The organism is Staphylococcus equorum (assembly GCF_029531845.1).
GTDB lineage: Bacteria > Bacillota > Bacilli > Staphylococcales > Staphylococcaceae > Staphylococcus > Staphylococcus equorum_C.
In genome coordinates this window covers 79,613-100,236 of sequence record NZ_JAMBPV010000006.1, presented here as the reverse complement: position 1 = coordinate 100,236, position 20,624 = coordinate 79,613, and the positions used below count along the sequence as shown (strand labels likewise).

The 20,624-nt window shown below is 33.6% G+C and carries 22 protein-coding genes; 6 read left to right on the top strand and 16 right to left on the bottom strand.

What is annotated here, in order from left to right:
- Positions 1-5 precede the first annotated feature (5 nt).
- Positions 6-1,010, bottom strand: coding sequence for a ThiF family adenylyltransferase (locus M4L39_RS09125; RefSeq protein WP_277581738.1), 1,005 nt, complete (start codon positions 1,008-1,010; stop codon positions 6-8).
- A 272-nt stretch (positions 1,011-1,282) separates the two neighbouring features.
- Here M4L39_RS09125 and cudC point away from each other — a divergent pair, with 272 nt between their 5' ends.
- Positions 1,283-1,837, top strand: coding sequence for a choline uptake/conversion transcriptional regulator CudC (cudC, locus tag M4L39_RS09120; RefSeq protein ID WP_277581737.1), 555 nt, complete (start codon positions 1,283-1,285; stop codon positions 1,835-1,837).
- A 177-nt stretch (positions 1,838-2,014) separates the two neighbouring features.
- Here cudC and M4L39_RS09115 read toward each other — a convergent pair whose 3' ends face one another.
- The 7 genes from M4L39_RS09115 to M4L39_RS09085 all read right to left on the bottom strand — a co-directional run bounded on the left by M4L39_RS09115 (position 2,015) and on the right by M4L39_RS09085 (position 9,011).
- Positions 2,015-2,620, bottom strand: a complete 606-nt coding sequence (locus M4L39_RS09115) for an ATP-binding cassette domain-containing protein (RefSeq protein WP_277581736.1) — start codon at positions 2,618-2,620, stop codon at positions 2,015-2,017.
- On the bottom strand, positions 2,621-3,292 hold the full coding sequence (gene modB / locus M4L39_RS09110) for a molybdate ABC transporter permease subunit (protein WP_277581735.1): 672 nt from the start codon (positions 3,290-3,292) through the stop codon (positions 2,621-2,623).
- A 12-nt stretch (positions 3,293-3,304) separates the two neighbouring features.
- On the bottom strand, positions 3,305-4,090 hold the full coding sequence (modA, locus tag M4L39_RS09105; RefSeq protein ID WP_277581734.1) for a molybdate ABC transporter substrate-binding protein: 786 nt from the start codon (positions 4,088-4,090) through the stop codon (positions 3,305-3,307).
- A 117-nt stretch (positions 4,091-4,207) separates the two neighbouring features.
- Positions 4,208-5,698, bottom strand: coding sequence for a UDP-glucose--hexose-1-phosphate uridylyltransferase (galT, locus tag M4L39_RS09100; protein ID WP_277581733.1), 1,491 nt, complete (start codon positions 5,696-5,698; stop codon positions 4,208-4,210).
- 3 nt (positions 5,699-5,701) lie between these two features.
- Positions 5,702-6,703, bottom strand: coding sequence for a UDP-glucose 4-epimerase GalE (galE, locus tag M4L39_RS09095; protein WP_277581732.1), 1,002 nt, complete (start codon positions 6,701-6,703; stop codon positions 5,702-5,704).
- Between the two features lie 35 nt (positions 6,704-6,738).
- Positions 6,739-7,899 carry a galactokinase gene (locus tag M4L39_RS09090; protein WP_277581731.1) on the bottom strand — a complete coding sequence of 387 codons (1,161 nt, stop codon included), beginning with the start codon at positions 7,897-7,899 and terminating at the stop codon, positions 6,739-6,741.
- Between the two features lie 104 nt (positions 7,900-8,003).
- Positions 8,004-9,011 carry a LacI family DNA-binding transcriptional regulator gene (locus tag M4L39_RS09085; protein WP_277581730.1) on the bottom strand — a complete coding sequence of 336 codons (1,008 nt, stop codon included), beginning with the start codon at positions 9,009-9,011 and terminating at the stop codon, positions 8,004-8,006.
- 199 nt (positions 9,012-9,210) lie between these two features.
- On the opposite strand from M4L39_RS09085, the gene fdhD reads away from it, so the two are divergent.
- On the top strand, positions 9,211-10,017 hold the full coding sequence (gene fdhD, locus M4L39_RS09080; RefSeq protein ID WP_277581729.1) for a formate dehydrogenase accessory sulfurtransferase FdhD: 807 nt from the start codon (positions 9,211-9,213) through the stop codon (positions 10,015-10,017).
- Positions 10,018-10,082: 65 nt separating this feature from the next.
- On the opposite strand, the gene M4L39_RS09075 is transcribed toward fdhD, so the two are convergent.
- From M4L39_RS09075 to M4L39_RS09060, 4 genes are all read right to left on the bottom strand, one after another.
- Positions 10,083-10,823 (bottom strand): GNAT family N-acetyltransferase, encoded by a 741-nt coding sequence (locus M4L39_RS09075; RefSeq protein ID WP_277581728.1) that lies wholly within the window; start codon positions 10,821-10,823, stop codon positions 10,083-10,085.
- A gap of 37 nt (positions 10,824-10,860) precedes the next feature.
- On the bottom strand, positions 10,861-11,409 hold the full coding sequence (locus tag M4L39_RS09070) for a biotin transporter BioY (protein WP_277581727.1): 549 nt from the start codon (positions 11,407-11,409) through the stop codon (positions 10,861-10,863).
- Between the two features lie 181 nt (positions 11,410-11,590).
- Positions 11,591-12,505, bottom strand: a complete 915-nt coding sequence (locus tag M4L39_RS09065; RefSeq protein WP_277581726.1) for an ABC transporter substrate-binding protein — start codon at positions 12,503-12,505, stop codon at positions 11,591-11,593.
- A gap of 160 nt (positions 12,506-12,665) precedes the next feature.
- Entirely contained in the window at positions 12,666-13,823 is a 1,158-nt protein-coding gene (locus M4L39_RS09060; RefSeq protein WP_431197636.1) for an acyl-CoA dehydrogenase family protein, read from the bottom strand.
- A gap of 144 nt (positions 13,824-13,967) precedes the next feature.
- On the opposite strand from M4L39_RS09060, the gene M4L39_RS09055 reads away from it, so the two are divergent.
- The 4 genes from M4L39_RS09055 to M4L39_RS09040 are packed head-to-tail and all read left to right on the top strand — an operon-like array spanning position 13,968 to position 16,964.
- Complete coding sequence (locus M4L39_RS09055; RefSeq protein WP_277581724.1) at positions 13,968-14,717, top strand: amino acid ABC transporter ATP-binding protein; 750 nt, start codon at positions 13,968-13,970, stop codon at positions 14,715-14,717.
- Positions 14,714-15,568 carry an amino acid ABC transporter substrate-binding protein gene (locus tag M4L39_RS09050; protein ID WP_277581723.1) on the top strand — a complete coding sequence of 285 codons (855 nt, stop codon included), beginning with the start codon at positions 14,714-14,716 and terminating at the stop codon, positions 15,566-15,568. Before M4L39_RS09055 ends, M4L39_RS09050 begins: the two co-directional genes overlap by 4 nt.
- The gene (locus M4L39_RS09045) at positions 15,568-16,251 is read left to right on the top strand and encodes an amino acid ABC transporter permease (RefSeq protein WP_277581722.1); all 684 of its coding nucleotides are present in this window, start codon (positions 15,568-15,570) and stop codon (positions 16,249-16,251) included. The genes M4L39_RS09050 and M4L39_RS09045 overlap by 1 nt, the downstream gene beginning before the upstream one ends.
- A gap of 14 nt (positions 16,252-16,265) precedes the next feature.
- Positions 16,266-16,964, top strand: coding sequence for an amino acid ABC transporter permease (locus tag M4L39_RS09040; protein WP_277581721.1), 699 nt, complete (start codon positions 16,266-16,268; stop codon positions 16,962-16,964).
- Positions 16,965-17,045: 81 nt separating this feature from the next.
- Here the strand turns inward: M4L39_RS09040 and M4L39_RS09035 are convergent, their stop codons facing one another.
- The 4 genes from M4L39_RS09035 to M4L39_RS09020 all read right to left on the bottom strand — a co-directional run bounded on the left by M4L39_RS09035 (position 17,046) and on the right by M4L39_RS09020 (position 20,437).
- Positions 17,046-18,125, bottom strand: a complete 1,080-nt coding sequence (locus tag M4L39_RS09035) for a PTS sugar transporter subunit IIC (protein WP_277581720.1) — start codon at positions 18,123-18,125, stop codon at positions 17,046-17,048.
- A gap of 187 nt (positions 18,126-18,312) precedes the next feature.
- Positions 18,313-18,660, bottom strand: a complete 348-nt coding sequence (locus M4L39_RS09030) for a transcriptional regulator, SarA/Rot family (protein ID WP_277581719.1) — start codon at positions 18,658-18,660, stop codon at positions 18,313-18,315.
- 350 nt (positions 18,661-19,010) lie between these two features.
- Positions 19,011-19,370, bottom strand: a complete 360-nt coding sequence (locus M4L39_RS09025) for a DoxX family protein (protein ID WP_277581718.1) — start codon at positions 19,368-19,370, stop codon at positions 19,011-19,013.
- Positions 19,371-19,384: 14 nt separating this feature from the next.
- Positions 19,385-20,437 (bottom strand): LLM class flavin-dependent oxidoreductase, encoded by a 1,053-nt coding sequence (locus M4L39_RS09020; RefSeq protein ID WP_277581717.1) that lies wholly within the window; start codon positions 20,435-20,437, stop codon positions 19,385-19,387.
- Positions 20,438-20,624: the final 187 nt, after the last annotated feature.

Sequence of the window (20,624 nt, the reverse complement as noted above, 5' to 3'; positions counted from 1 at the left end):
CTCCTTTAGCCAAATAGTTGGTTTATTAAAGTAATCGCTTGTTGAGGCTTTGTCATGCCATGAATCAGTAATCTCCCGCCTTTAAAGCTAACAATCCGGTAGCCATTATATTCAAAGTGAATCATATAAGGATTACGTCGGTATGCAATATTTTGCTGAGTTAAAAATGCTTCTAGCATTTCCTGGGAAATATCAGGGTTTTCATATTGGACTGTATCCCTACCACACAAACTAGCAAACTGTCGTTTCGTTTCATTTAAATGTGGATATGTAGGTTTGCAACCACAAGTCTTACAATCCCTTCGTTGTAATTTACTAAACCCAAATGTAAAGTGCGCACCTTCCCATAAATCACCGTACGTTACTTTAGCCGGAACGTGTTGTTCTGTTAAAATTTTCAGCGCATCCCTCATCTGCAAACTTGTTGTCATCGTCACTGCAGGTTGAATTACACCTACCGTATCACAAGTCATATTTATAGCTGGTAACTGTGGCACTAAGCAATTAAAACATGGCGTGTGTCCTGGAATAAAAGCAGCTTCTACATAAGTACTTTGGACTACACCACCATAAACCCATGGTGTGCCTTTTTGAAAAGCAAAATCATTAATCAACTGTCTCGTTTCAAAGTTATCTGTTGCATCTAATATAAGTTGAGCTGAACCAGCATTGTCATCTAAAAACTGACGATTTACATGTGCAATATAACTATGAATCTTCAAATCTTGTCGAATATCTAACAATTTTTGTTTAGCAGCAACAACTTTTGGCAATCCTTCTAGCGCATCCGATTCATTAAATAACGTTTGTCTTTGAAGATTACTATATTCAATATAATCTCTGTCTACAATAGTTAGTGTACCAACCCCTGCTCTAACTAAACTTTCAGCAAGGTGTGTACCAAGTGCGCCCACGCCTACAATGAGCACGTGTGATTGCATGATTTTATCTTGTCCTTCAGGACCTATATGTTTAAATAACGTTTGTCTTGAATAGCGGTCTTTAGTCACTGCAATAATCCTCTCTATACATCATTGTATCCATTATAAATCTTGCATGCGATAGTAACAACGGTTTGCCATCAATATTACAAAAAGTAGTGAATTCCCTAAGTAGGTTTTTTATTCTAAACACTAAAAATAATCGATTTAACTAGAAATGGTTAAAGATTTTATTCATACACTTAATACACTCTATATCATGGCGCACGTTACTTATAAAGCATATCCTTTAAATATATGTTCGTGTTACAATAAATTAACTATTATATGGAGGCGAATCAATGGCACGTTCAAAAGACTATGAACAACTATTAGAACAAGCAAAAGATATTGTCATCAATTCAATTGGAGAAACGATGGATCTTTATGGAGTCAATCGTAGTGTAGGTAATCTATATGGCACGATGGTTTTTGAACAAAGCAGTATGACATTAGATGAAATGCGTTATGAACTGCAAATGAGTAAGCCCAGTATGAGTGCAGGTGTTAAAAGACTACAAGAATTTGATGGGGTAAAACAAGAATTTGTTCGAGGAAGTAGAAAACAACACTTTACTGCTGAAAAAGACTTTTTTACGTTTTTTGGAAATTTCTTTTCACAAAAATGGAAACGTGAAATCAAATTGAATTCAGAAGCAATATACAAAGCTGAATCTTTATTGAACCCCATTATTCATGCAGAAACTGCTACACCAGAAATCATTGAAGAAGCACAAGAAATTTTAGAACAAATAGAACATTCGAAACTCTATTATGCATGGCTATCTACTCTAACTGATGCGCTCAATTCAGGAGAAATATTTGATTATTTTCCAATTCCAGACCATAAATCATAAAAATCAATATGTCAGCCAATAAAACCGATTTGCGCTTAAATATCCTTTATCAAAAAAGTAACACCAATCCATAAAATATTATCAATGGATTGGTGTTACTTTTAGTATCTTATAATTTTGAAAGTACTTACTTACCTAGAATATGACTCGAGCTTGTGCTACCTCCTCTATAAGCACTCAATCAATATTAACCACTTCATGAGCCAGCGCCTCTGCTTCGTAATTAGAATGTGTCACGAAAATAATTGGGATTTGCCACTCTTCAAATATGCGTTTTACTAACTGAATACTTTCAAGTTTAGTTGTATCATCTAAACTTGAAAATGGTTCATCCAATAATATGAGGTCAGGTCTAGTACTCAACGTTCTTGCTAATGCCACACGTTGGGATTCTCCCCCAGATAGCCTCATTGGAAACTGTGATTTTAAATGTGTAATATTTAATTGGTACATCAAGGTCTTTATATGTTCAGAAGGTTGCGCCATAAACGTTATATTTTGGTACACATCCATATTAGGAAACAGTTGATAATCTTGGAATAAGTAGCCAATATTACGCTGTTGAATTTTCACATCCATATTGTTGACCGTATCAGTTAAAATGTGATCATTAATTTGTATATATGCTTTATCAGCACTTTTCAATCCTGCTACGATATTTAAAATTGTGGTTTTACCAATACCTGAAGGACCTTTAACTGCATAAATTTTAGGCTTAGCATCTTGAAGTTTCATATGTAATTGTGTGTTTTTGAGCGCATGCTCTAAATATATTTTCAACAATTAATCTACCTCCCGATAACGGTCTTTATTCAATACGTTGATTGTTCCGATTACTGTAATCGCAAATGCAACAAGGACAATTACCCACAACCAGGCTTGATTTTCTTTACCTTGTTCAACCAGAAAGTATATTTCCAAAGGTAACGTATTGGTTTTATTAGGTATGTAACCAGCAACCATTAGTGTCGCACCAAATTCCCCTATTGCTCGGGCAAAGCTCATCATGATGCCCGACAATATCGGACGCTTTGACAACGGTAAAATTAATTTGAAAAATATTTTATTTTCACTTGCACCCATCGTTCGTGCAGTATTGAGCATTTTATTATCTATACTACGAAAGCCTTGGACAGTATGCTGATACATCAATGGAAAACTCACGATCACAGATGCAATAACTGCTCCAGTCAATGTAAAAACTACTGGTAAATGCAATACATCCGTAAAAAACGCGCCAATAAAACTTCTAGGTGAAAACACAATTAATAAAATAAATCCCATAACCGTTGGCGGTAACACGATAGGTAAAATAATTATACTTTCTAAGATTCTAGCAATAAAACCATGCCGTTTATACAACCATCTTGAAATAACGATACCAATAAAAGTAACGATGATTGTACTAATAATAGCTACTTTGAGTGATATCCAAAATGGTGTAACATCTACCATTGCTAAAACCTCCTATGCTTCAAATTGATACTTTTTCAATATTTCTTTAGCTTGGTCTGTCTTAAGAAAGTCAATCCATGCTTTAGCTAATTGCTTATCTGATGTTGTCGCTGCTTTATAAACAATAGGTTGCTTCAAATCAGCTGTATTGATTTCTTTAACATGACTCTCTCCATTTTGCTGGCTTTGATACAAGTCTGTTTTATACACATACCCTAATTGCGCATTACCTTTTTCAACATAGTTTAGTACTTGTCGCACATCTTTAGCAAATACTAAATTGGGTTTTACTTGGTCATATAAGTTGTTATTTTTTAAATATTGCTGAGCGTATTTACCCGCTGGCACAGAATTCACCTCACCAATAGCTAATTTATCGCCTTCTTGTAGCGATTCTACTGATTTATAATTACTGTCCTTGGCGCCAATTAGTACGAGTTTATTTTTAGCATATTCATATGTATTTTGTGCTTTATCTTTATTTTGTAATGCATCAACGTCTTTCTTGTTCGCTGACATAAACACATCCACAGGTGCACCCTTTTCAATTTGTTGTCTTAATGAACCAGACCCACCATAGTTAAATGTAACATTTGCATCTTTATGATTTGCTTCAAATGCTCGCTTCAATTCTTTAGTTGTATCAGTCAGACTCGCTGCTGCTGAGATATGTAATTCTTGTTTTTTATCATTCTCCTCAGAATTGCTATCATTTTTGCTCTCACTATTTCCATTTGAACATCCTGCTAATACTAGACATAGCGTCATAAACATTACGCTTAAATATTTTATTTTCATCTAAAACAACTCCTATCACTTTTAATTATATTCTTAATCATAAAAAAACAAAAGACCTAAATGATAGTACTTAGGCCTTTTGTAAACGTATGCTTTTTATAATTGTGATGTGCTGTTTTATAGTTGTTCAATAAAACGTTTAAACGCGTGATGACCTTGTTCTGTATTCTTAAATACGCCAGCATCTTCTAATACACGTTTAAATTTAAATCCTACTTCTTTATCTACAACTTCATCGACATTATTGACATTAATATCATATGATTGTTTCATTTCTTCAGCCCATTGTTGATGTATTCCTAAATCTATTTGAGTTTTATCTAATAAATAATCTTTAACTTGTTGTAATTCTTGTTTTAGTCGTCCTGGTAATATAGCAGTTCCCATTACTTCAATTAGGCCTATATTTTCTTTCTTAATATGTTGCACGTCTTTATGTGGATGGAAGATGCCGTCAGGGAATTGTTCTGAAGTTTGATTGTCTCGTAAGACAATGTCTAATTCATATTGTTGTTGTCTATATCTTGCGATTGGCGTAATCGTGTGATGACGCTCACCATCACTACTAAATGCTTTAATATCCACACTATCATCCGAATATTGATTCCATTGTGTCATGACATAAGTAGCCGCTTCAATCAGTTGTGCTCTATTGTCTCCTTTCAAACGAATCACACTCATTGGCCAATTTAAAGTGCTAGCTTGAACGGATGGATAGTTAGCAATAGTAAATTGATTTATTTCAGCAGCGTTATCCATCGGAAATACATGTCTTCCAGTTTGATAATGATTGTGCGATAAAATTGATCCACCCACAAGTGGGATGTCCGCATTGGATCCAATGAAATAATGAGGAAATTGGTCTATAAAATCTAACAAATTGATAAAAGTATTTTTATTGATTTCCATAGGGACATGTTGTTCAGATAAAACAATACTATGTTCAGCAAAATAGGCATATGGCGAAAATTGGAAGCCCCACTGTGCACTATTTAAATTTAAGCGAATCACACGGTGATTTGTTCTTGCAGCTTGTAATATTGATCCCTTAAAGCCCTCGTTTTCCATGCATAATGCACATTTCGGGTAAGAAGTAGCTGGTGCTTCTTTAGCTTTTGCAATTTGTTTTGCATCTTTTTCAGGTTTTGATAGATTAATTGTGACTTCAATATCTCCGTATTCAGTAGCGACATCATAATTAATATTATTCGCAATTGCATCTTCTTTAACGTAGTGATTACGTTTAGCTATCTCATAAAAATAATCTGTAGCCGCTTCAGGCGACTGTTTATATGCCTCGTTAAACTTGCGGTTAATTACCGATGGACGTGGTGTAATTAAGTCTAATATTTGAGCTTCAACAATTTCTTTATTATATAATGCATCTTCAATACAATTTTCACTAACAGCCTGGCGAATCCAATATTGTGTAATTTCATTTGCTGTTGCATCTTTATTTAATTCAGATACTGATGAATCATCAATACCTTTCGCATTTAAAATACACAATAATTGGTTTTGAATATAAATGCTATCTTCTTCTTCATAATCACCGTACGAAATTGCTTGTGATACAAATTGTTGTACTAATTGTTGATTTAATAACATGCATTAACCCTCCACATTTTCTTGATATCCATTTGGATGTTGATGATGCCATTGCCACGCTGAATTGATAATATCGTTAATATTGTCGTGTTGCGGTCTCCAGCCAAGCACTTGTTGCGCCTTATCACTCGATGCGATTAATTTACTTGGATCACCTGCTCTTCTTTCGCCTACCACTGCTTTAATAGGTTCATTCGTTACTGTTCTTGCTGCTTCTAGAATTTCGAATACTGAATAACCTTGACTACTTCCTAAATTAAATGCCCCAGACGCTCCGCCATTTTGTAAATGTTGATATGCCAAAATATGTGCATCTATTAAATCAACGACATGAAGATAATCGCGAATACATGATCCATCCTCTGTATCATAATTATCACCAAATATTGTTAAGTGTTCTCTTTGTCCAAGTGCTACTTCTAATACTATTGGTATAAGATGTGTCTCTGGACGGTGGTCTTCACCAATAGCACCATTTTCTTTAGCACCTGCAACATTAAAGTAACGAAGTGCTGCATAATTAACGCCATAAGCTTCATGACTCCAGTGCATCATTTTCTCCATCATCAATTTACTTTCACCGTATGGACTTGTGGGTGTTTTAGAATCTTCTTCGGTAATAGGTACTGAATCTGGCTCACCATACACAGCAGCTGTTGAAGAGAAAATAATATGCTCTACTTCATGGTCATACATGACTTCTAATAACACTTGTAATCCGTGCACGTTATTATTGAAATAGGCTAACGGTTTTTCTACAGATTCACCAACTAAAGAATATGCACAAAAATGGAAGACACCGTCGATATTTTCTTTATTGAAGACATCATCTAAAAATGTTTTATCTCGAATATCTCCTTCATAAAACGTGGCTTCACTATGCACAGCAGCTTTATGTCCTGTACCTAGATTATCTACTACAATAACGTTGTATCCTCTTGCAATTAATTGATCTACCGCATGACTTCCTATATAACCAGCGCCACCTAAAACTAAAACAGACATATACAAAATCCTTTCTCTATTCATTGATTAATAACTTATAATGATTTAACGCCATCACTGATACCCACATGATAAAATGATGGAGCGTAACCTATACGCTCTATATATTGCTTAGAAACTTCATCTTCCAATTGTTTTATGCTCTCTTTATGCACTAAAGCAATTGCACAACCTGCGAAACCAGCACCCGTCATTCTTGCGCCTAATACACCGTCAACTTGCTGAGCAGTTTCTGCTAAAGTATCTAATTCTATTCCTGTAACTTCATAATCTTGTTTCAATGATGCATGAGATTCATTTAATAATTTTCCAAATTGATTAAAGTCATTTTCTGCTAAGGCTCGATGGGCTTTTTTAGTACGTGCGTTCTCCGAAACTGCATGTCTTGCACGACGACGCTTCACTTCATCTTCAATAAGATCTTGATGCTGTTCAAATTGTTCTAATGACAACTCTCCTAATGATGCAATATCAAGTGCTTGTTGCAACGAAGCTAATGCCGACTCACATTGTGCTCTACGTTCATTATATTTACTTTCTGTAAGAGAACGTCGCTTGTTCGTATTCATAATAGATATAACATAATCTCCAAATTTGGCTGGTACGTAATCAAATTCTAAAGTTGCAGTATCTAGTAATATCGCATGTTCCGCTTTCCCCATACCAATAATAAATTGATCCATAATACCTGAATTGACGCCAATAAATTCATTTTCAACACGCTGCCCTATTTTTATAAGCGATAAACGTTCTAAATCTAAAGTGAATAACTGCTTAATGAGCCAACCAGTTAATAATTCAATAGACGCTGACGATGATAAACTTGCACCATTCGGGATATTTCCTTCAACTAAAATATTGAACCCATGGTCTATGTCGGAGAATTGTTCACTTAAAAATTTAACTACACCTTTTGGGTAATTTGCCCAATCATGTGCCGCTTCGAATTCTAATTCATCTAAGGTAAATGTAATCATACCGACATCTTCAAAATTATTTGAATAAAGTTGAATAAGTTTATCATCTCGCTTTGTAGCTAGTCCATATGTACCCAACTCAATCGCAGCTGGAAAAACATACCCCCCGTTATAATCCGTATGTTCTCCAATTAAATTAATGCGTCCCGGTGCAAAAGCACTGACTTCAGCCTTAACACCAAACAAAGTTTCAAACTTATCATGCATAGCTTGTAACATAATAACCCACTCCTTCTATATAAATCACTCTATCTATAATCATATTCATCCTTAGTAAACATAATTAAAGTTTACTTGTTTACTAAATGTTTTGTCAATTAAGATTATCTTTTTGTTTTAAAAGTATTCCGCTCTTTAAGCTGTGCTTCTACAACGACATGAATAGCAGCTTGTCTCGTTTTATTAATACGCTCTTCTGCCATTCGGACTGCAGTTCTGCCAAATTCATCTACTGGTATGTGCACACTACTTATAGAAGGCACAGCATATTGTATGACTTCTAAATCATTAAAACTTATCAATTTAACAGCTTTTGGGATTGCTATTTTTTCGTATTGAATTTGTTGTAATATACCTATCGCAATCATGTCATTGCCTGCTATAAAAACTTCAGGTAGCTGTTGTGCTTTTAACAATGTTTTTACAGCTTCTTCACCATTTTCTTTTTTCCAACCATTAATCATAGTTATTTCATTAATTTGATGTTCCGAGCACCATTGCTTATACGCTTCGTATCTAGCATCTTTATGATTTGAAGACGGTGTACCGGCTAAATCCCTAATCATATGACTGCCACCGATATAAGCAATTTGCGTCATTCCTAATGCCTTGATTTCATTCAATAAGTTAGTCATAGAATAGTGTAAGTCTGAATAGACAGCATCTACCGATCTCGGTGTATTAGGATTGTTGATGACAACTATATTTTCATTATATTCGCGTAGCGTGTTCAATGCTTTTGTAGAAAAATTACCTACGACGATAATTGCCCCTGACTTTTCAATTTTATATAAATCTAGATTTTTATCTTTTCCATCAATTCTTATTGTCCGCTTCAAAGACAAATTCAAACGTTTAACTTCAGCCTCTATTGCTAAGCGTATCTCTCTATAATAAGGATCTGACATTTCTTTAGCTCGAGATGCATAGGTAATGATTTGAATGCTTTTATTTTTTCTAGCAGATTTTTGATATTGCAGTTCATTTGCAACATGATGAATCCTTTCTCTCGTATCTTTTGAAACTGACAGCGTTGGATCATTATTTAATACACGTGAAACAGTGCCAGGACTTACCTCTGCTTCACGAGCAATATCTCGTATACTAGCCATATCGAAATTCACCTCTTTATTTGTTTACCACAAGTTTACTTGTATATACGTTTTTAATCAATATTGTTCATTTTAAAAATGAAGATAATTATTATGTTACGTAAATTAATAATCTTTTGCTTTATTCATAAACTGAATCTTTTTTTTACAATGAAAAATACGCTAAAATAGAGAAGTGAATATGAAACGGGGTGTACTTATGCATGAAGATATATTAACCAATCAACCAATTGTGCGGTTTGAGGACGGTAAGTTAGTAGAAACAAAGGATCACTACGTTACTGAGTTCCCATTAACAATTATGGTAAATGGCGAAGAATTTGCGACCATAATTTGTAGCCCGAACCACTTAGAAGAGCTTGTCTTAGGTTTCCTAGCGTCTGAAGGTGCTATATTAAAAAATGATGATTTAAAATCAATCCAAATAGATGATAGTAAAGGATTTGCTCATGTTGAGTTGACCAAATCGCTCGGTGAACGTTTCGAATATTCAACGAAGCGTATGATTGCGTCTTGTTGTGGTAAGAGTCGTGAGTTTTATTTTCAAAATGACGCAGCAGTCGCTAAGACTTCCATGTCTAAAATTGTGTTAAATCCAACTCAAGTACTCAATATGATGACCCGTTTGCAAAGTGCTAGTAAAATTTTCAAACAAACTGGTGGTCTTCATAATGCTGCAATTAGTGATGGCGATACCTTCTTTGAGCATCGCCAAGATATTGGTCGTCATAATGCATTAGATAAGTTGTATGGTTATTGTATACAGAGACATATACCTGTACGTAATAAAGTGTTGATATTTAGTGGTCGCATTTCATCAGAAATATTAATTAAAGCTGCAAAAATTGGTGTTGGCGTCATCTTATCGAAATCTGCCCCGACAACATTAGCGGTCACACTTGCACAAGATTTAAACATTACTGCCATAGGATTTATCAGAGATGGCAATTTCAATATTTACAGTCATCCTGAACGTATAAAATCTGTTGAAAGTTCAGAGTATTAATATATGATTTGAGACCTTTACAAAAAAGAGGCAAAGATATGCATGTCTTTGCCTCAATTATTATATTATCTAGCATTTTCTTTTAAAATTTGATAGCAGTAACTTATAAATATATAACCTTGTCGGATATACATTTCCTTAGCACTGTCTTCTCCATCAGCTATCAATATAACCGGTTTCGTATCAGCTACTTCCGCTACAAATGACTGCATCGTACTTCCGATTCCTCGATTCTGGTAACTTTCATCTACGCCGAAACCATCAATTTCTACAGTATATTGTGTAATGATTAAATCCAAAATACCTACAGGAACATCTTCTTTATATGCAATTACACGAGATTTACTATCTTCATTGAATTGATTGCGTATTACTTCGATATTTTCGTCTGCATACGCTTTGCCATAAGGTTCAGCAAATTGACGATAAATTGTAATATAATCTTCTAATGTTTGTTCAGTCACAAACATTACTTTAATTTGATTATTTTTATGTTTTTTTATATTCTGCGATTCAATTGCATAGAGTTCCATTAGCCCTAATTCGAAATGGTAAGATTGAATTTTATCTAACCATTGTTTATCTAAAAGTGTATTCTCAGGAAACGTAAACGCTAAATGATGAGATGCTTGCTTTTTATGCATATCTAATTGATTTCTCATATCTTGTTCCCAAGATTTAATAGAGGGCATTTGTTTATAATCCCATTTATTCACGTCGTATACTAAGGGTTCTTCAGGCGTTAAATAGATTGTCTTTAGTGTATCATCGACATAAACATCACCTTGTTGGAATATATCATTCATCGAAATCACCACGATTTAATCACCTGCCCTTATCTATTTATTTTATTAATTGTTTAAACCGACTATGATTAAGCATAATATTACCAACCAAACTTGCAATAATTGCTTTGACTATATCCGCAGGCATGAAAACAAGTGATAAAGTCACTGATTTTGAAATCGGTAAATTAGTCATAAGTCCCATCACAATTGTACCTACAACATCTAATACAATAACACCAAAGATAATTGTTGTAACTAATAATACAGTAAAGTTTATTTTTTTAAAATACAAATCTCTTACTAAACCAATTAGATATGTAATTACTGGATACATGATTAAAAAGCCGGTAGAGGGACCCGCAAATACACCAATACCACCACGTCCGCCAGATAATAACGGTAATCCAGTCGCTACAAGTAATAATAGTACAATCACACTAAGAGCGCCGTATTTACGTCCAAGTAAAATTCCTGCTAGGAAAATACCAATATTTTGTAAAACGATAGGCACTGGCATAATTGGTAATGGAATAGCTGGCACAAATCCTAACACACCAATGATTGCTGTCATTAAAGCAGTGTATACTAAATATTTTGTCGTCATAGTCAATCCTCCTAATGAAAAAATTATATCACAAATGTTAACCGTTAAAAATAAAAAGTTTACAATATCTTATTTAAGATAAAAAAACAACTCAACTCAACGGTGTTGATTCGTTGAGTTGTGCTGTTTTAAAGTTAATCATTGTTTTAATCACAATACTTATTAATTTAACTTGTGCATATTAGTTATTTAAAAATTTCTCTTTTAAATCTTTTCTCATAAATTCTAAAGTATATGGATCATTATACCAATAAGTTTCAGCTTGCACTTCAAGCACATTGCCATTTTGAACTGCTGGTAAGTTATTCCATAGATTAGTTTTTGCATAAGCTGGTGTTGATTTCCCTTTACTTGTTGAAACAATATAATCGCCAGCATAATCTGCTATTTTTTCTTGTTTCACTTCAGCCCAGCCTTCTTTTTTAACTAAATCATTTAATTTTTCAGGCATTTTAAGTCCAAATGCTTGATACATTACTTCTCCACCACGTCCCCAGTTTGGTCCATAACTATATAGTTTTTTCTCAAATTCATCAAAGATTGAAACTGTTGCGTCTTCACCAATTTTATCTTTAATTTCTTTGCCATCTTTTTTAGTTTGTGCTTTCCATTTATCTTCCCATTCTTTTACTTCATCTTCTTTACCAAGCAATTTACCTAATTCTCTTTGTTGATCTAAATATTTATGTTTTCCATAGTTATAAACAACTGTTGGAGCAATTTTTTTGTATTTTTTAATATTTTTGTCAGTAGAATATGCAACAATTAAATCTGGTTTCGTTTTTGCTACTTTCTCAACATCATTCTCGCCAATTTTTTCAACACCTTTAAATTTATCTTTAAGGAGGCTACTACTATCGACTTGTTCGTTTACTGCAACAATATCCCCACCAAGATATTTAATTCCACCAGCATATGTAGGAGCAACTACTGCTATACGTTTTGGATCCTTGGGTACATCTATATTTTTCCCGCTATCTAATTTATAAGACTTTGTTTCTGTTTTTTTGTCATCTTTTGAATCACTGTCCGAATTATTACCACATGCTGCTAAAATAAGCACTAAAGCAATTAACGGAAACAATATTTTTTTCATAATTTTTCCTCCATTGAAAATGATTATCACTACCAATTAATTATATAATGACTAAAGTAAATTTACAATAGCAATCATAAGTATCTTCATATTTTTTAAACAGCAAAAAATACATTTAGACAATTTGTCTAAATGTATTTTAACTGTTTCTATATATTTATTAAAAATGATCTAAAACACTATGTGCAATGTTCGTATATGCCATGTCTTCCATCGGAGGATTGTGTAAACCTGCACGCATATCTCTATAATAGCGTTGTAATGGTCTTTCCATTTGAAGGCTTTTAGCACCAACAATACGCATAGCAATATCTATAACTTCTAAGCCTTGATTCATTACCAACACTTTACTTGCTGAGGTTTCATTCCATATTTGGCTACCTGAAACCTCATGGTTATATAAAGCCGCTGTGCTCCACAAGAAATGGCGTGCAGATAATAATTGCGCTTCCATCTTTCCAACATTTTGTTGCACAGTTGGTATATCACCGATTGTGCCTTCAATACTATTTGGACTATAATTTTTCGCAAAATCAACAGCATAATCTCTTGCTGCTTGTGCAATACCAAGATACACACTTGGTATATGTAAAATCCAGCCATTCGGTTTTTTGCCACCCGCGCCTCTTATTTCAACAAAGTTTTCTTGTGGGATATGTACATCATTTAATAATAAATCATGACTTTCAGTTGCACGCATACCTACCATATTCCAGTTATCTGCAATTTCTACACCAGGTGTATCTTTTTCGATTAAGAAAAAGCCAACTTGATCGATGTCTTCGTAATAAGCACTCACAACAAAATGGGTCAGTCCTTTACTCATTGAAGTAAACGTTTTTACTCCATTAACAACAAAACCCTCATCTACTTTAACAGCATTTGTCGCGGGTCTTCCTCCACGTGTTGGGCTGCCAGTCTCAGCTTCACTAACTGCTCTATTTACTAACGCTCCATTTTTCACTGCTTCAGCAAAGTGATTTAGCATAGCTGGTTCCCACATTTGTTGTTCATATAATTGACCTACTACACTTAAATGCCAACCTATTGAAAGTGCAGTCGCGCCATCAATAGAGCCTAAATAGCTTTGTAATATAACCATATCTTCAACAGTTGCCCCTTCACCACCATATGATTTAGGTAAAGTTAGCAATGTGTATCCTTCTTTCACTAGCCATTCAACATTTTCATATGGAAAACGTGAATGAATATCATTATATTCCGCTCTCTCTTTAAATTGCGTTTTAACTGTATCTAGTTTTGCAATCCATTTTTCTTGAATATCCGTATGTATTAATGCGGAATAATTCACTTTCATCACCTCATAATTAACTTTAATACTATTTAAACTTAGTTTAACACTCGCTATTATTGAAAGAAAGCTTTTCAGCACTAAATCCCTACTTTACCGATAAGAATTAATATGATACTTTGTATTTATTGACATACTGGGGGAAATTGAATGATTACAGTTAAAAATCTCATACACAAATACAACGAGAACACGATACTTAACGATGTCGGGTTTGCACAAGCACAAGGCACCGTTACTGCAATTATAGGGCCGAGTGGCTCTGGGAAGACAACCTTACTTAGAACGTTAAATGCGCTAGCACTTCCTAAATCTGGCACCATTCAAATTGGGGATGAAACATTTGATGCTGCGCACCATACAAATAAAGACATTGCCAAATTACGTCAAAAATCAGCTATGGTGTTTCAAAATTATAATTTGTTTAAAAACAAAACAATACTTGAAAATATCACTTTAGGTTTAATACATGGTCAAAATTATAATGCCAAACAAGCTAACGATATTGCTACGTCTTATTTAGAACGCGTGAATTTATTAAATCAACAAGATAAATACCCTATTCAGCTATCCGGAGGTCAAAGCCAACGTATAGGTATTATTCGTGCACTTGCACTCAATCCAAAAGTTCTTTTACTAGATGAACCTACTTCTGCTTTAGATCCTGAATCGATTCAAAGTGTTTTATCTCTGATTAGATCTATCGCTCAAGAAGGTATGACGATGGTGCTCGTTACACATGAAATACAATTTGCAAAGGCTATTGCTGACCAAGTTATATTTATTGATGATGGTCAAATTATCCATCGTGGGACGCCACAAGAAGTGTTGGAAAATTCAAAGTCTGAAAGAATCCATCGCTTTTTAAATAGAGTTGAAACGGAGCGTGACATTCAATGACATTAAAAAGAAGTTTCATGGTTTTATTAATGTTAATGATGGTTTCCGTATTAACAGCATGTGGTAACAATGATACTTCCGATAATAAATCTCAGAAAAAACAAGTTAAAGTAGCACTTTCTGCTGAAGTTAATCCACCTTATTTATATACAAATAAAGATAATGAGTTTGTCGGATTAGATATGGATTATATGAAATTGCTTGAAAAGAAATTACCACAATATGATTTTAAATATGAAGTTGGTGAAGAGGAATCGAATTTAGTGGGGATTGGTTCAGGTAAATTTGATATGGGCATAAATTGGTTTTTCAAAACACCAGAACGTGAAAAACAATTTCTCTATCAAGATGTGCCTTACAGTTATGCGTTACCCTTATTAGTTGTAAACAAAGACAATAATGACATACATAGTTTACAAGATTTACCTGGTGAAAAAATCACTCCCATGGCGCCAAGTGGTGGTTTATATTCTATACTTACGCAATTTAACAAAGACAATAGTTCCAAAATTGACATCAATACAATACAAGAACCTTCAAATGGAGACAACTTAAAAATGGTCAGCCAAGGACGTCGGGATGCCATGTTTTTAAATTGGAACACATATAAAGCAATTCAGGAACAAATTAATGCCGACGTTAAAATAGGAGGTATTGTGAAGAAAGAACCATTGCATATTGTTTATAATAAAAAACACCAAAAACTTCACGATGACGTAGATCGTGCAACCCAAGAACTTAAAGATGAAGGCAAATTACAATCACTTTCCAAAAAATATTTCGATATTAATGTCTTTGATGACTTAAGTGAAATCAATAAGCAGAAAGAGAAATTGGAGGTGGCAAAATAATGGGATCAGTAAATTGGTTAGATTTATTTGGACAAGTATTACAACAATTACCCTTAACTTTATTGATGATTGTTGTTTCACTCTTTTTCGCAATCATACTTGGTTTTATTTTAGCAATGATTCGTATTAAAAAGACAAAAATACTCGCTCCTATTGTAAGAATTTATCTTTCATTTATACGGAGTACGCCTTTATTATTACAACTCTTTTTAGTGTATTTTGCATTACCACAATTATTGTTACTCATTCATATAGATATTAACCATTTCAGTAGATTGTTTTTTGTTATCTTAGCATTCACTTTACATACAGGTGCATACCTTTCTGAAATCATCAGAGCAGGTTATCAATCCGTAGATTATAGTCAAATCGAAGCTGGTTTAACGATTGGTTTATCTCATCCAAGGATTTTAAAAGATATTATTATACCTCAAGCTTTACGAAATAGTATACCTAACTTAACTACTCAAATCATAGAACTGGTAAAAGACACTTCGTTAGCTTTCACCATAGGTATCATCGATATGATGGGACAAGTCAAACTAATCATTGGAAACAATTACGGACTCGGTATGCTAGAAGTTTATATCGTAATTTCAATCATATATTGGATTATTGCCCTTATTATTCAAGGTAGCTTTACTTTAATTAATAAACGTACACAAAAACCATATAGCGTTTAAGGAGGGAAATCATTTTGTCATTCATTTTATCTACTATAAGTGAAGTTCTTAAAGGCGTACCAAATACAATTATTATTTCTATTGTGGCTATGCTCGTGGGTCTTATTATCGGAACGCTATTTGCGATTATTCGTATCAAACGTGTACCTGTCTTATCTCAACTTATAATCGTATATAATTCATTTTTTAGAAGTACACCATTAATTGTTCAATTATTTATACTATATTATGGAATACCTTCATTTATACTCTTTTTAAATGATCAGTTCACTTGGGCAATCAATCCTGATATATTCTCACCTTTAGCGATTGCCTTTATTGTATTTTCTTTTCATGCCGTCGCTTATCTTTCCGAATCAATTAAAGGCGGTCTTCAATCTGTAGACCAGACTCAAATTGAAGCTGCACAAACAGTCGGACTATCAAGGTTCAGCATTTACAAAGAAATTGTATTACCACAAGCTTTTGCTTATGCATTGCCTAACATCGAAAATCAATTCATTATGTTAATCAAAGGTACTTCCCTAGCATTTGCTGTTCAAGTAACTGAAATTATGGCAGTCAGTCGCGTAATTGCAAATGAAGGTTATCGTTTTATTCCTGTATATACAGTAGCAGCTTTATTTTACTGGTTGTTAGCAATAATATTAGAGTTCATCTTTGCGAAAATGGAACGTAATACGACGCGTTACTTGAGAGCAAATGCTTCTTAATTAAAGATATCAAGCAAAAAACAAACTGTTTCTGAAATGTTATTTCAGTTAACAGTTTGTTTTTTATATGTTATACGAAATTTAAGCTAAACTTTCGATGCATTGCTTTTTAAATTTATAATATTGTTTAACCTTTTTCGGCATTGTGCCATTTTGTAATTCATCTTTGGTGACGATAGGATAGTTTTTGAAAATGACTGAGCCTATATAACCACAAAGTGCGCTACCTGATGCACACATCAGTGCCACGATTATTACTGTTAATGCATTATTAAATCCAAACATAACCATAAGTCCAGCAATCGGTGTAGCTGTTCCTGTCGCCTCATTTACTAAACCAAACATAGAGATAATTACGCCTGAGAGCGCTCCACCTACAAAGTTTGTTAAATATACTGGCACTGGATTCGCTGTCACAATATCTGCTTGGGATAAAGGTTCTATAGCAACTGAAATCGTTGTTTTACGATCTCCAAATTTCATACGCTTAAATAATACAAAGTTCATAAACGATGACCCAAATACTGCTAAAGCGCCAATGGCCATTGGCGTACCAGTTAATCCAAGCAGTGCTGTTAATGCCATTGAACTTAAAGGGGCAGTAGCAACAACAGTAATAATACCACCAAGCACAATTCCCATAAGAATAGGACTTGAAGTCGTAGATTCTTTAATGATATTTCCAATTTGTAATAATGTCGCATCTACTAACGGTGTTGTACCAATTGCAATTAAACGTGTAATAGGTGCGATAACAATAATCGCAGCTATTAAATCAAGTCCATCTGGTAATTTCTGTTCCATCCATTTCATACCAAAACTCGCAATATAAGCTGCAACAAAGCCAGGTAATAAATCCATGCTTCCACATGAGACAGCAATTACAAATGCATAAACTGGAGATACACCCATAGCTAAGGCTACAAGTCCTGCTGCTGCTACGCCACCAAGTCCTCCAGCAGCTTCACCTAACTCTCCTAAGAATGGAATACCAAACAAGTCCCCGCCTACGTATTTATGAAAAGCTTCCACTAAAAATGAAGCAATAGCTGCGTTAGCAAGGGCCCCCATGGCCTTGCCTCCATTTGGTGCTTTACTCGTGAACAATGTAAACAAAGCTAAAACAATCCCTAAAAATATGATCCCGATTAATAAATTCATAAAAACACCTTTCCAAACCGTTTTGTATGCGCTTTCATTAGACAAATATCAGTATAGCACATTTAATTTGGTTCTCAAATCATATTTTTGTAATATATATAATTATAATTATAAAATTACATTATTCAGAATATTCTAATTATTAAATATCATGTACAACCTTATTGTCACCAAGCATTTATGTAGTTTAAAACTGTTTCTGTAAGTTATCAATAAGTTGATTAATTTTATCACGTTGCGCTTGATTTATATATACTACCACAGTTCTTTCATCAACATTACTTCTTTTTTTATTTAAAAAATCCATTTTTATAAGCTTTTGCAAAGCCTTGGTTAAATAGTATGGTTTCAATTCTGAGTATTGAGCAATTGCTTTTGCTGTGACCTCATTTTCCTTACAATTATAAAGATAATTTAATATTAGTACTTCTTCATAATTGAGTTTATAGTTTTTTTTCGCTGTTTTAAAAAAATGCCTACCTTGTTGATAAGTTACAATAAGTTCATTTAGTGACTTGAAATTTTGTTCATTCACAAAACCACTCCTTTTGTTATTTCTTGACGTTAATAACTTAATTTTATCCTATTTTATGCCTTCAATTCAATATGCTTAACTATGAAAAATATGAATAATTCCTACTCTTTTTTTAATCTTTTATTTTTATTTTTAAATTTTAGTTGTTCATTTACCCTTTTTATTACTAAAAAATGACATAGGCATAAAAATTTCAATTATCAAATATCTCTATTTAAAATAATACATTTTGATATTTTTAATGAGTCATATGTATTTATAAAAAAAGCACAGCAAATGTTAGACTATCATCCAACGTTTACTGTGCATATTAAGCAATTGCTATTTTAAATGATTAAATTTAATCATTATTATTTTTTCTTAAGATCAATTGTATCTAAGAAGCTTAATGCTGCTAAACCTGATAAATCTAATGCATGTTTAGCACCTGCTTTACCATGTCCTGCTTCAAAGTGTTTAAATGCTGCTACACCTAAAACTGAAATTGTTAAAAGTGATGCAATACGTGATAATCTTTTACTTGCAAAGCTTAAAACGAAAAATACAGCACTTAATGCTTCAAGCGCTCCTGCCAAAGGCACTGCATTTGATGGCAAATTAAATACTTCAACAAAAGATTCTTTCATTGATTGGTCACCTTTAAGTTTAGGTTTTGATGCACCATATAATTCTTTAGCTAATTTTAAATTTGTTAAATAACGAAATATCATTATAAACGCTCCTTTTATTTGTTTTCAAAATATTTATCTACAATAGGTTTTACTCGCTCTGCTAATAATTTAATTGTATTGATTGTTTTATCATGTGGCATAGAGCCTACGGGTGTGTGAAGCATAAAACGAGTAAGGCCTAGTGTTTCTATTGTTTCAATTATCTTTTGTGCAACGGTTTCCGGACTTCCAACATATAAAGCGCCATGTGGACCTGCTTCACGATCAAAGCTGTTTTCATCATATGGTGGCCAGCCCCGTTCTTTGGCTAATATATCATGACTCGCTTTTACCGATGGGAAAAACTCACGTTTTGCTAGCTCATCTGTTTCAGCAATATAACCCCAGGAATGCGTAGCAATAGGCAATTCATTTATATTATGTCCGTAAGACTTAGCAATAGATTTATACATATCTATGTTTCTTCTAAACCTTTTTGGGTCACCGCCAATTATAGCATAAGTTATAGGTAATCCTAATGCTCCTGCTTTTAATGAAGATTCTGGTGTCCCTCCAGTTGCAATCGTAATTGGTAAAGGCCCATTTTCCACTTTAGGATAAACACTTAAGTTCTCAATAGAAGGTCTCAGCTGTCCTTCCCAATTTACAATTTCATGTTTATTAATGTTCATTAATAAATCTATTTTCTCATTAAAGAGTTGTTCATAATCTTTTAACTCATAGCCAAACAAGGGAAATGATTCAATAAATGAGCCTCTACCCACCATTATTTCTGCACGTCCATTAGAAACTGCATTTAATGTAGAGAAACGTTCATAGACTCGAACAGGGTCATCCGAAGATAATACTGTTACTGCGCTACTCAACTTTATATGAGTTGTATTTCGTGCTGCTGCTGCTAAAACTGTAACGGGATCAGAAACTGCATAATCTGCTCGATGATGTTCTCCCAAACCATATACATCTAAACCATATCGGTCAGCTGTTTCTATTTCTTCTATTATATTTCTAATTCTTTGTCCATTACTTATAGCTGCTTGTCGTCCACTTTCCATATGAATATCAATATTATCTGCAAATGACGTCAAACCAAGTTCTATTTTCATATAATCACCTCACAAACCAAGTATAATTTTTATACCTCTATATTAAATACTTCTATAGAACATGTCAATTTCAATGCTCTAATTCTTTTCCTCCCTATTAAAATGGCTTTCAATTCACATTAACCTTAATTCAATACTTTTTATATAGTATTTATATATAGTGTTATTCCATATATTTAAATAACTA

What these genes read in the sequence shown, in the direction of transcription:
- M4L39_RS09090 (WP_277581731.1), bottom strand. Translation starts at nt 7,899, where the DNA reads ATGTTACAAGCTATGCATGATAAGTTTGAAACTTTGTTTGGTGTTAAG.
- galT (WP_277581733.1), bottom strand. Translation starts at nt 5,698, where the DNA reads ATGTTATTAAATCAACAATTAGTACAACAATTTGTATCACAAGCAATT.
- M4L39_RS09035 (WP_277581720.1), bottom strand. Translation starts at nt 18,125, where the DNA reads ATGAATTTATTAATCGGGATCATATTTTTAGGGATTGTTTTAGCTTTG.
- M4L39_RS09050 (WP_277581723.1), top strand. Translation starts at nt 14,714, where the DNA reads ATGACATTAAAAAGAAGTTTCATGGTTTTATTAATGTTAATGATGGTT.
- modA (WP_277581734.1), bottom strand. Translation starts at nt 4,090, where the DNA reads ATGAAAATAAAATATTTAAGCGTAATGTTTATGACGCTATGTCTAGTA.
- fdhD (WP_277581729.1), top strand. Translation starts at nt 9,211, where the DNA reads ATGCATGAAGATATATTAACCAATCAACCAATTGTGCGGTTTGAGGAC.
- M4L39_RS09085 (WP_277581730.1), bottom strand. Translation starts at nt 9,011, where the DNA reads ATGGCTAGTATACGAGATATTGCTCGTGAAGCAGAGGTAAGTCCTGGC.
- M4L39_RS09065 (WP_277581726.1), bottom strand. Translation starts at nt 12,505, where the DNA reads ATGAAAAAAATATTGTTTCCGTTAATTGCTTTAGTGCTTATTTTAGCA.
- M4L39_RS09055 (WP_277581724.1), top strand. Translation starts at nt 13,968, where the DNA reads ATGATTACAGTTAAAAATCTCATACACAAATACAACGAGAACACGATA.
- cudC (WP_277581737.1), top strand. Translation starts at nt 1,283, where the DNA reads ATGGCACGTTCAAAAGACTATGAACAACTATTAGAACAAGCAAAAGAT.
- modB (WP_277581735.1), bottom strand. Translation starts at nt 3,292, where the DNA reads ATGGTAGATGTTACACCATTTTGGATATCACTCAAAGTAGCTATTATT.
- M4L39_RS09075 (WP_277581728.1), bottom strand. Translation starts at nt 10,823, where the DNA reads ATGAATGATATATTCCAACAAGGTGATGTTTATGTCGATGATACACTA.
- M4L39_RS09070 (WP_277581727.1), bottom strand. Translation starts at nt 11,409, where the DNA reads ATGACGACAAAATATTTAGTATACACTGCTTTAATGACAGCAATCATT.
- M4L39_RS09020 (WP_277581717.1), bottom strand. Translation starts at nt 20,437, where the DNA reads ATGAAAATAGAACTTGGTTTGACGTCATTTGCAGATAATATTGATATT.
- M4L39_RS09025 (WP_277581718.1), bottom strand. Translation starts at nt 19,370, where the DNA reads ATGATATTTCGTTATTTAACAAATTTAAAATTAGCTAAAGAATTATAT.
- galE (WP_277581732.1), bottom strand. Translation starts at nt 6,703, where the DNA reads ATGTCTGTTTTAGTTTTAGGTGGCGCTGGTTATATAGGAAGTCATGCG.
- M4L39_RS09060 (WP_431197636.1), bottom strand. Translation starts at nt 13,823, where the DNA reads ATGAAAGTGAATTATTCCGCATTAATACATACGGATATTCAAGAAAAA.
- M4L39_RS09045 (WP_277581722.1), top strand. Translation starts at nt 15,568, where the DNA reads ATGGGATCAGTAAATTGGTTAGATTTATTTGGACAAGTATTACAACAA.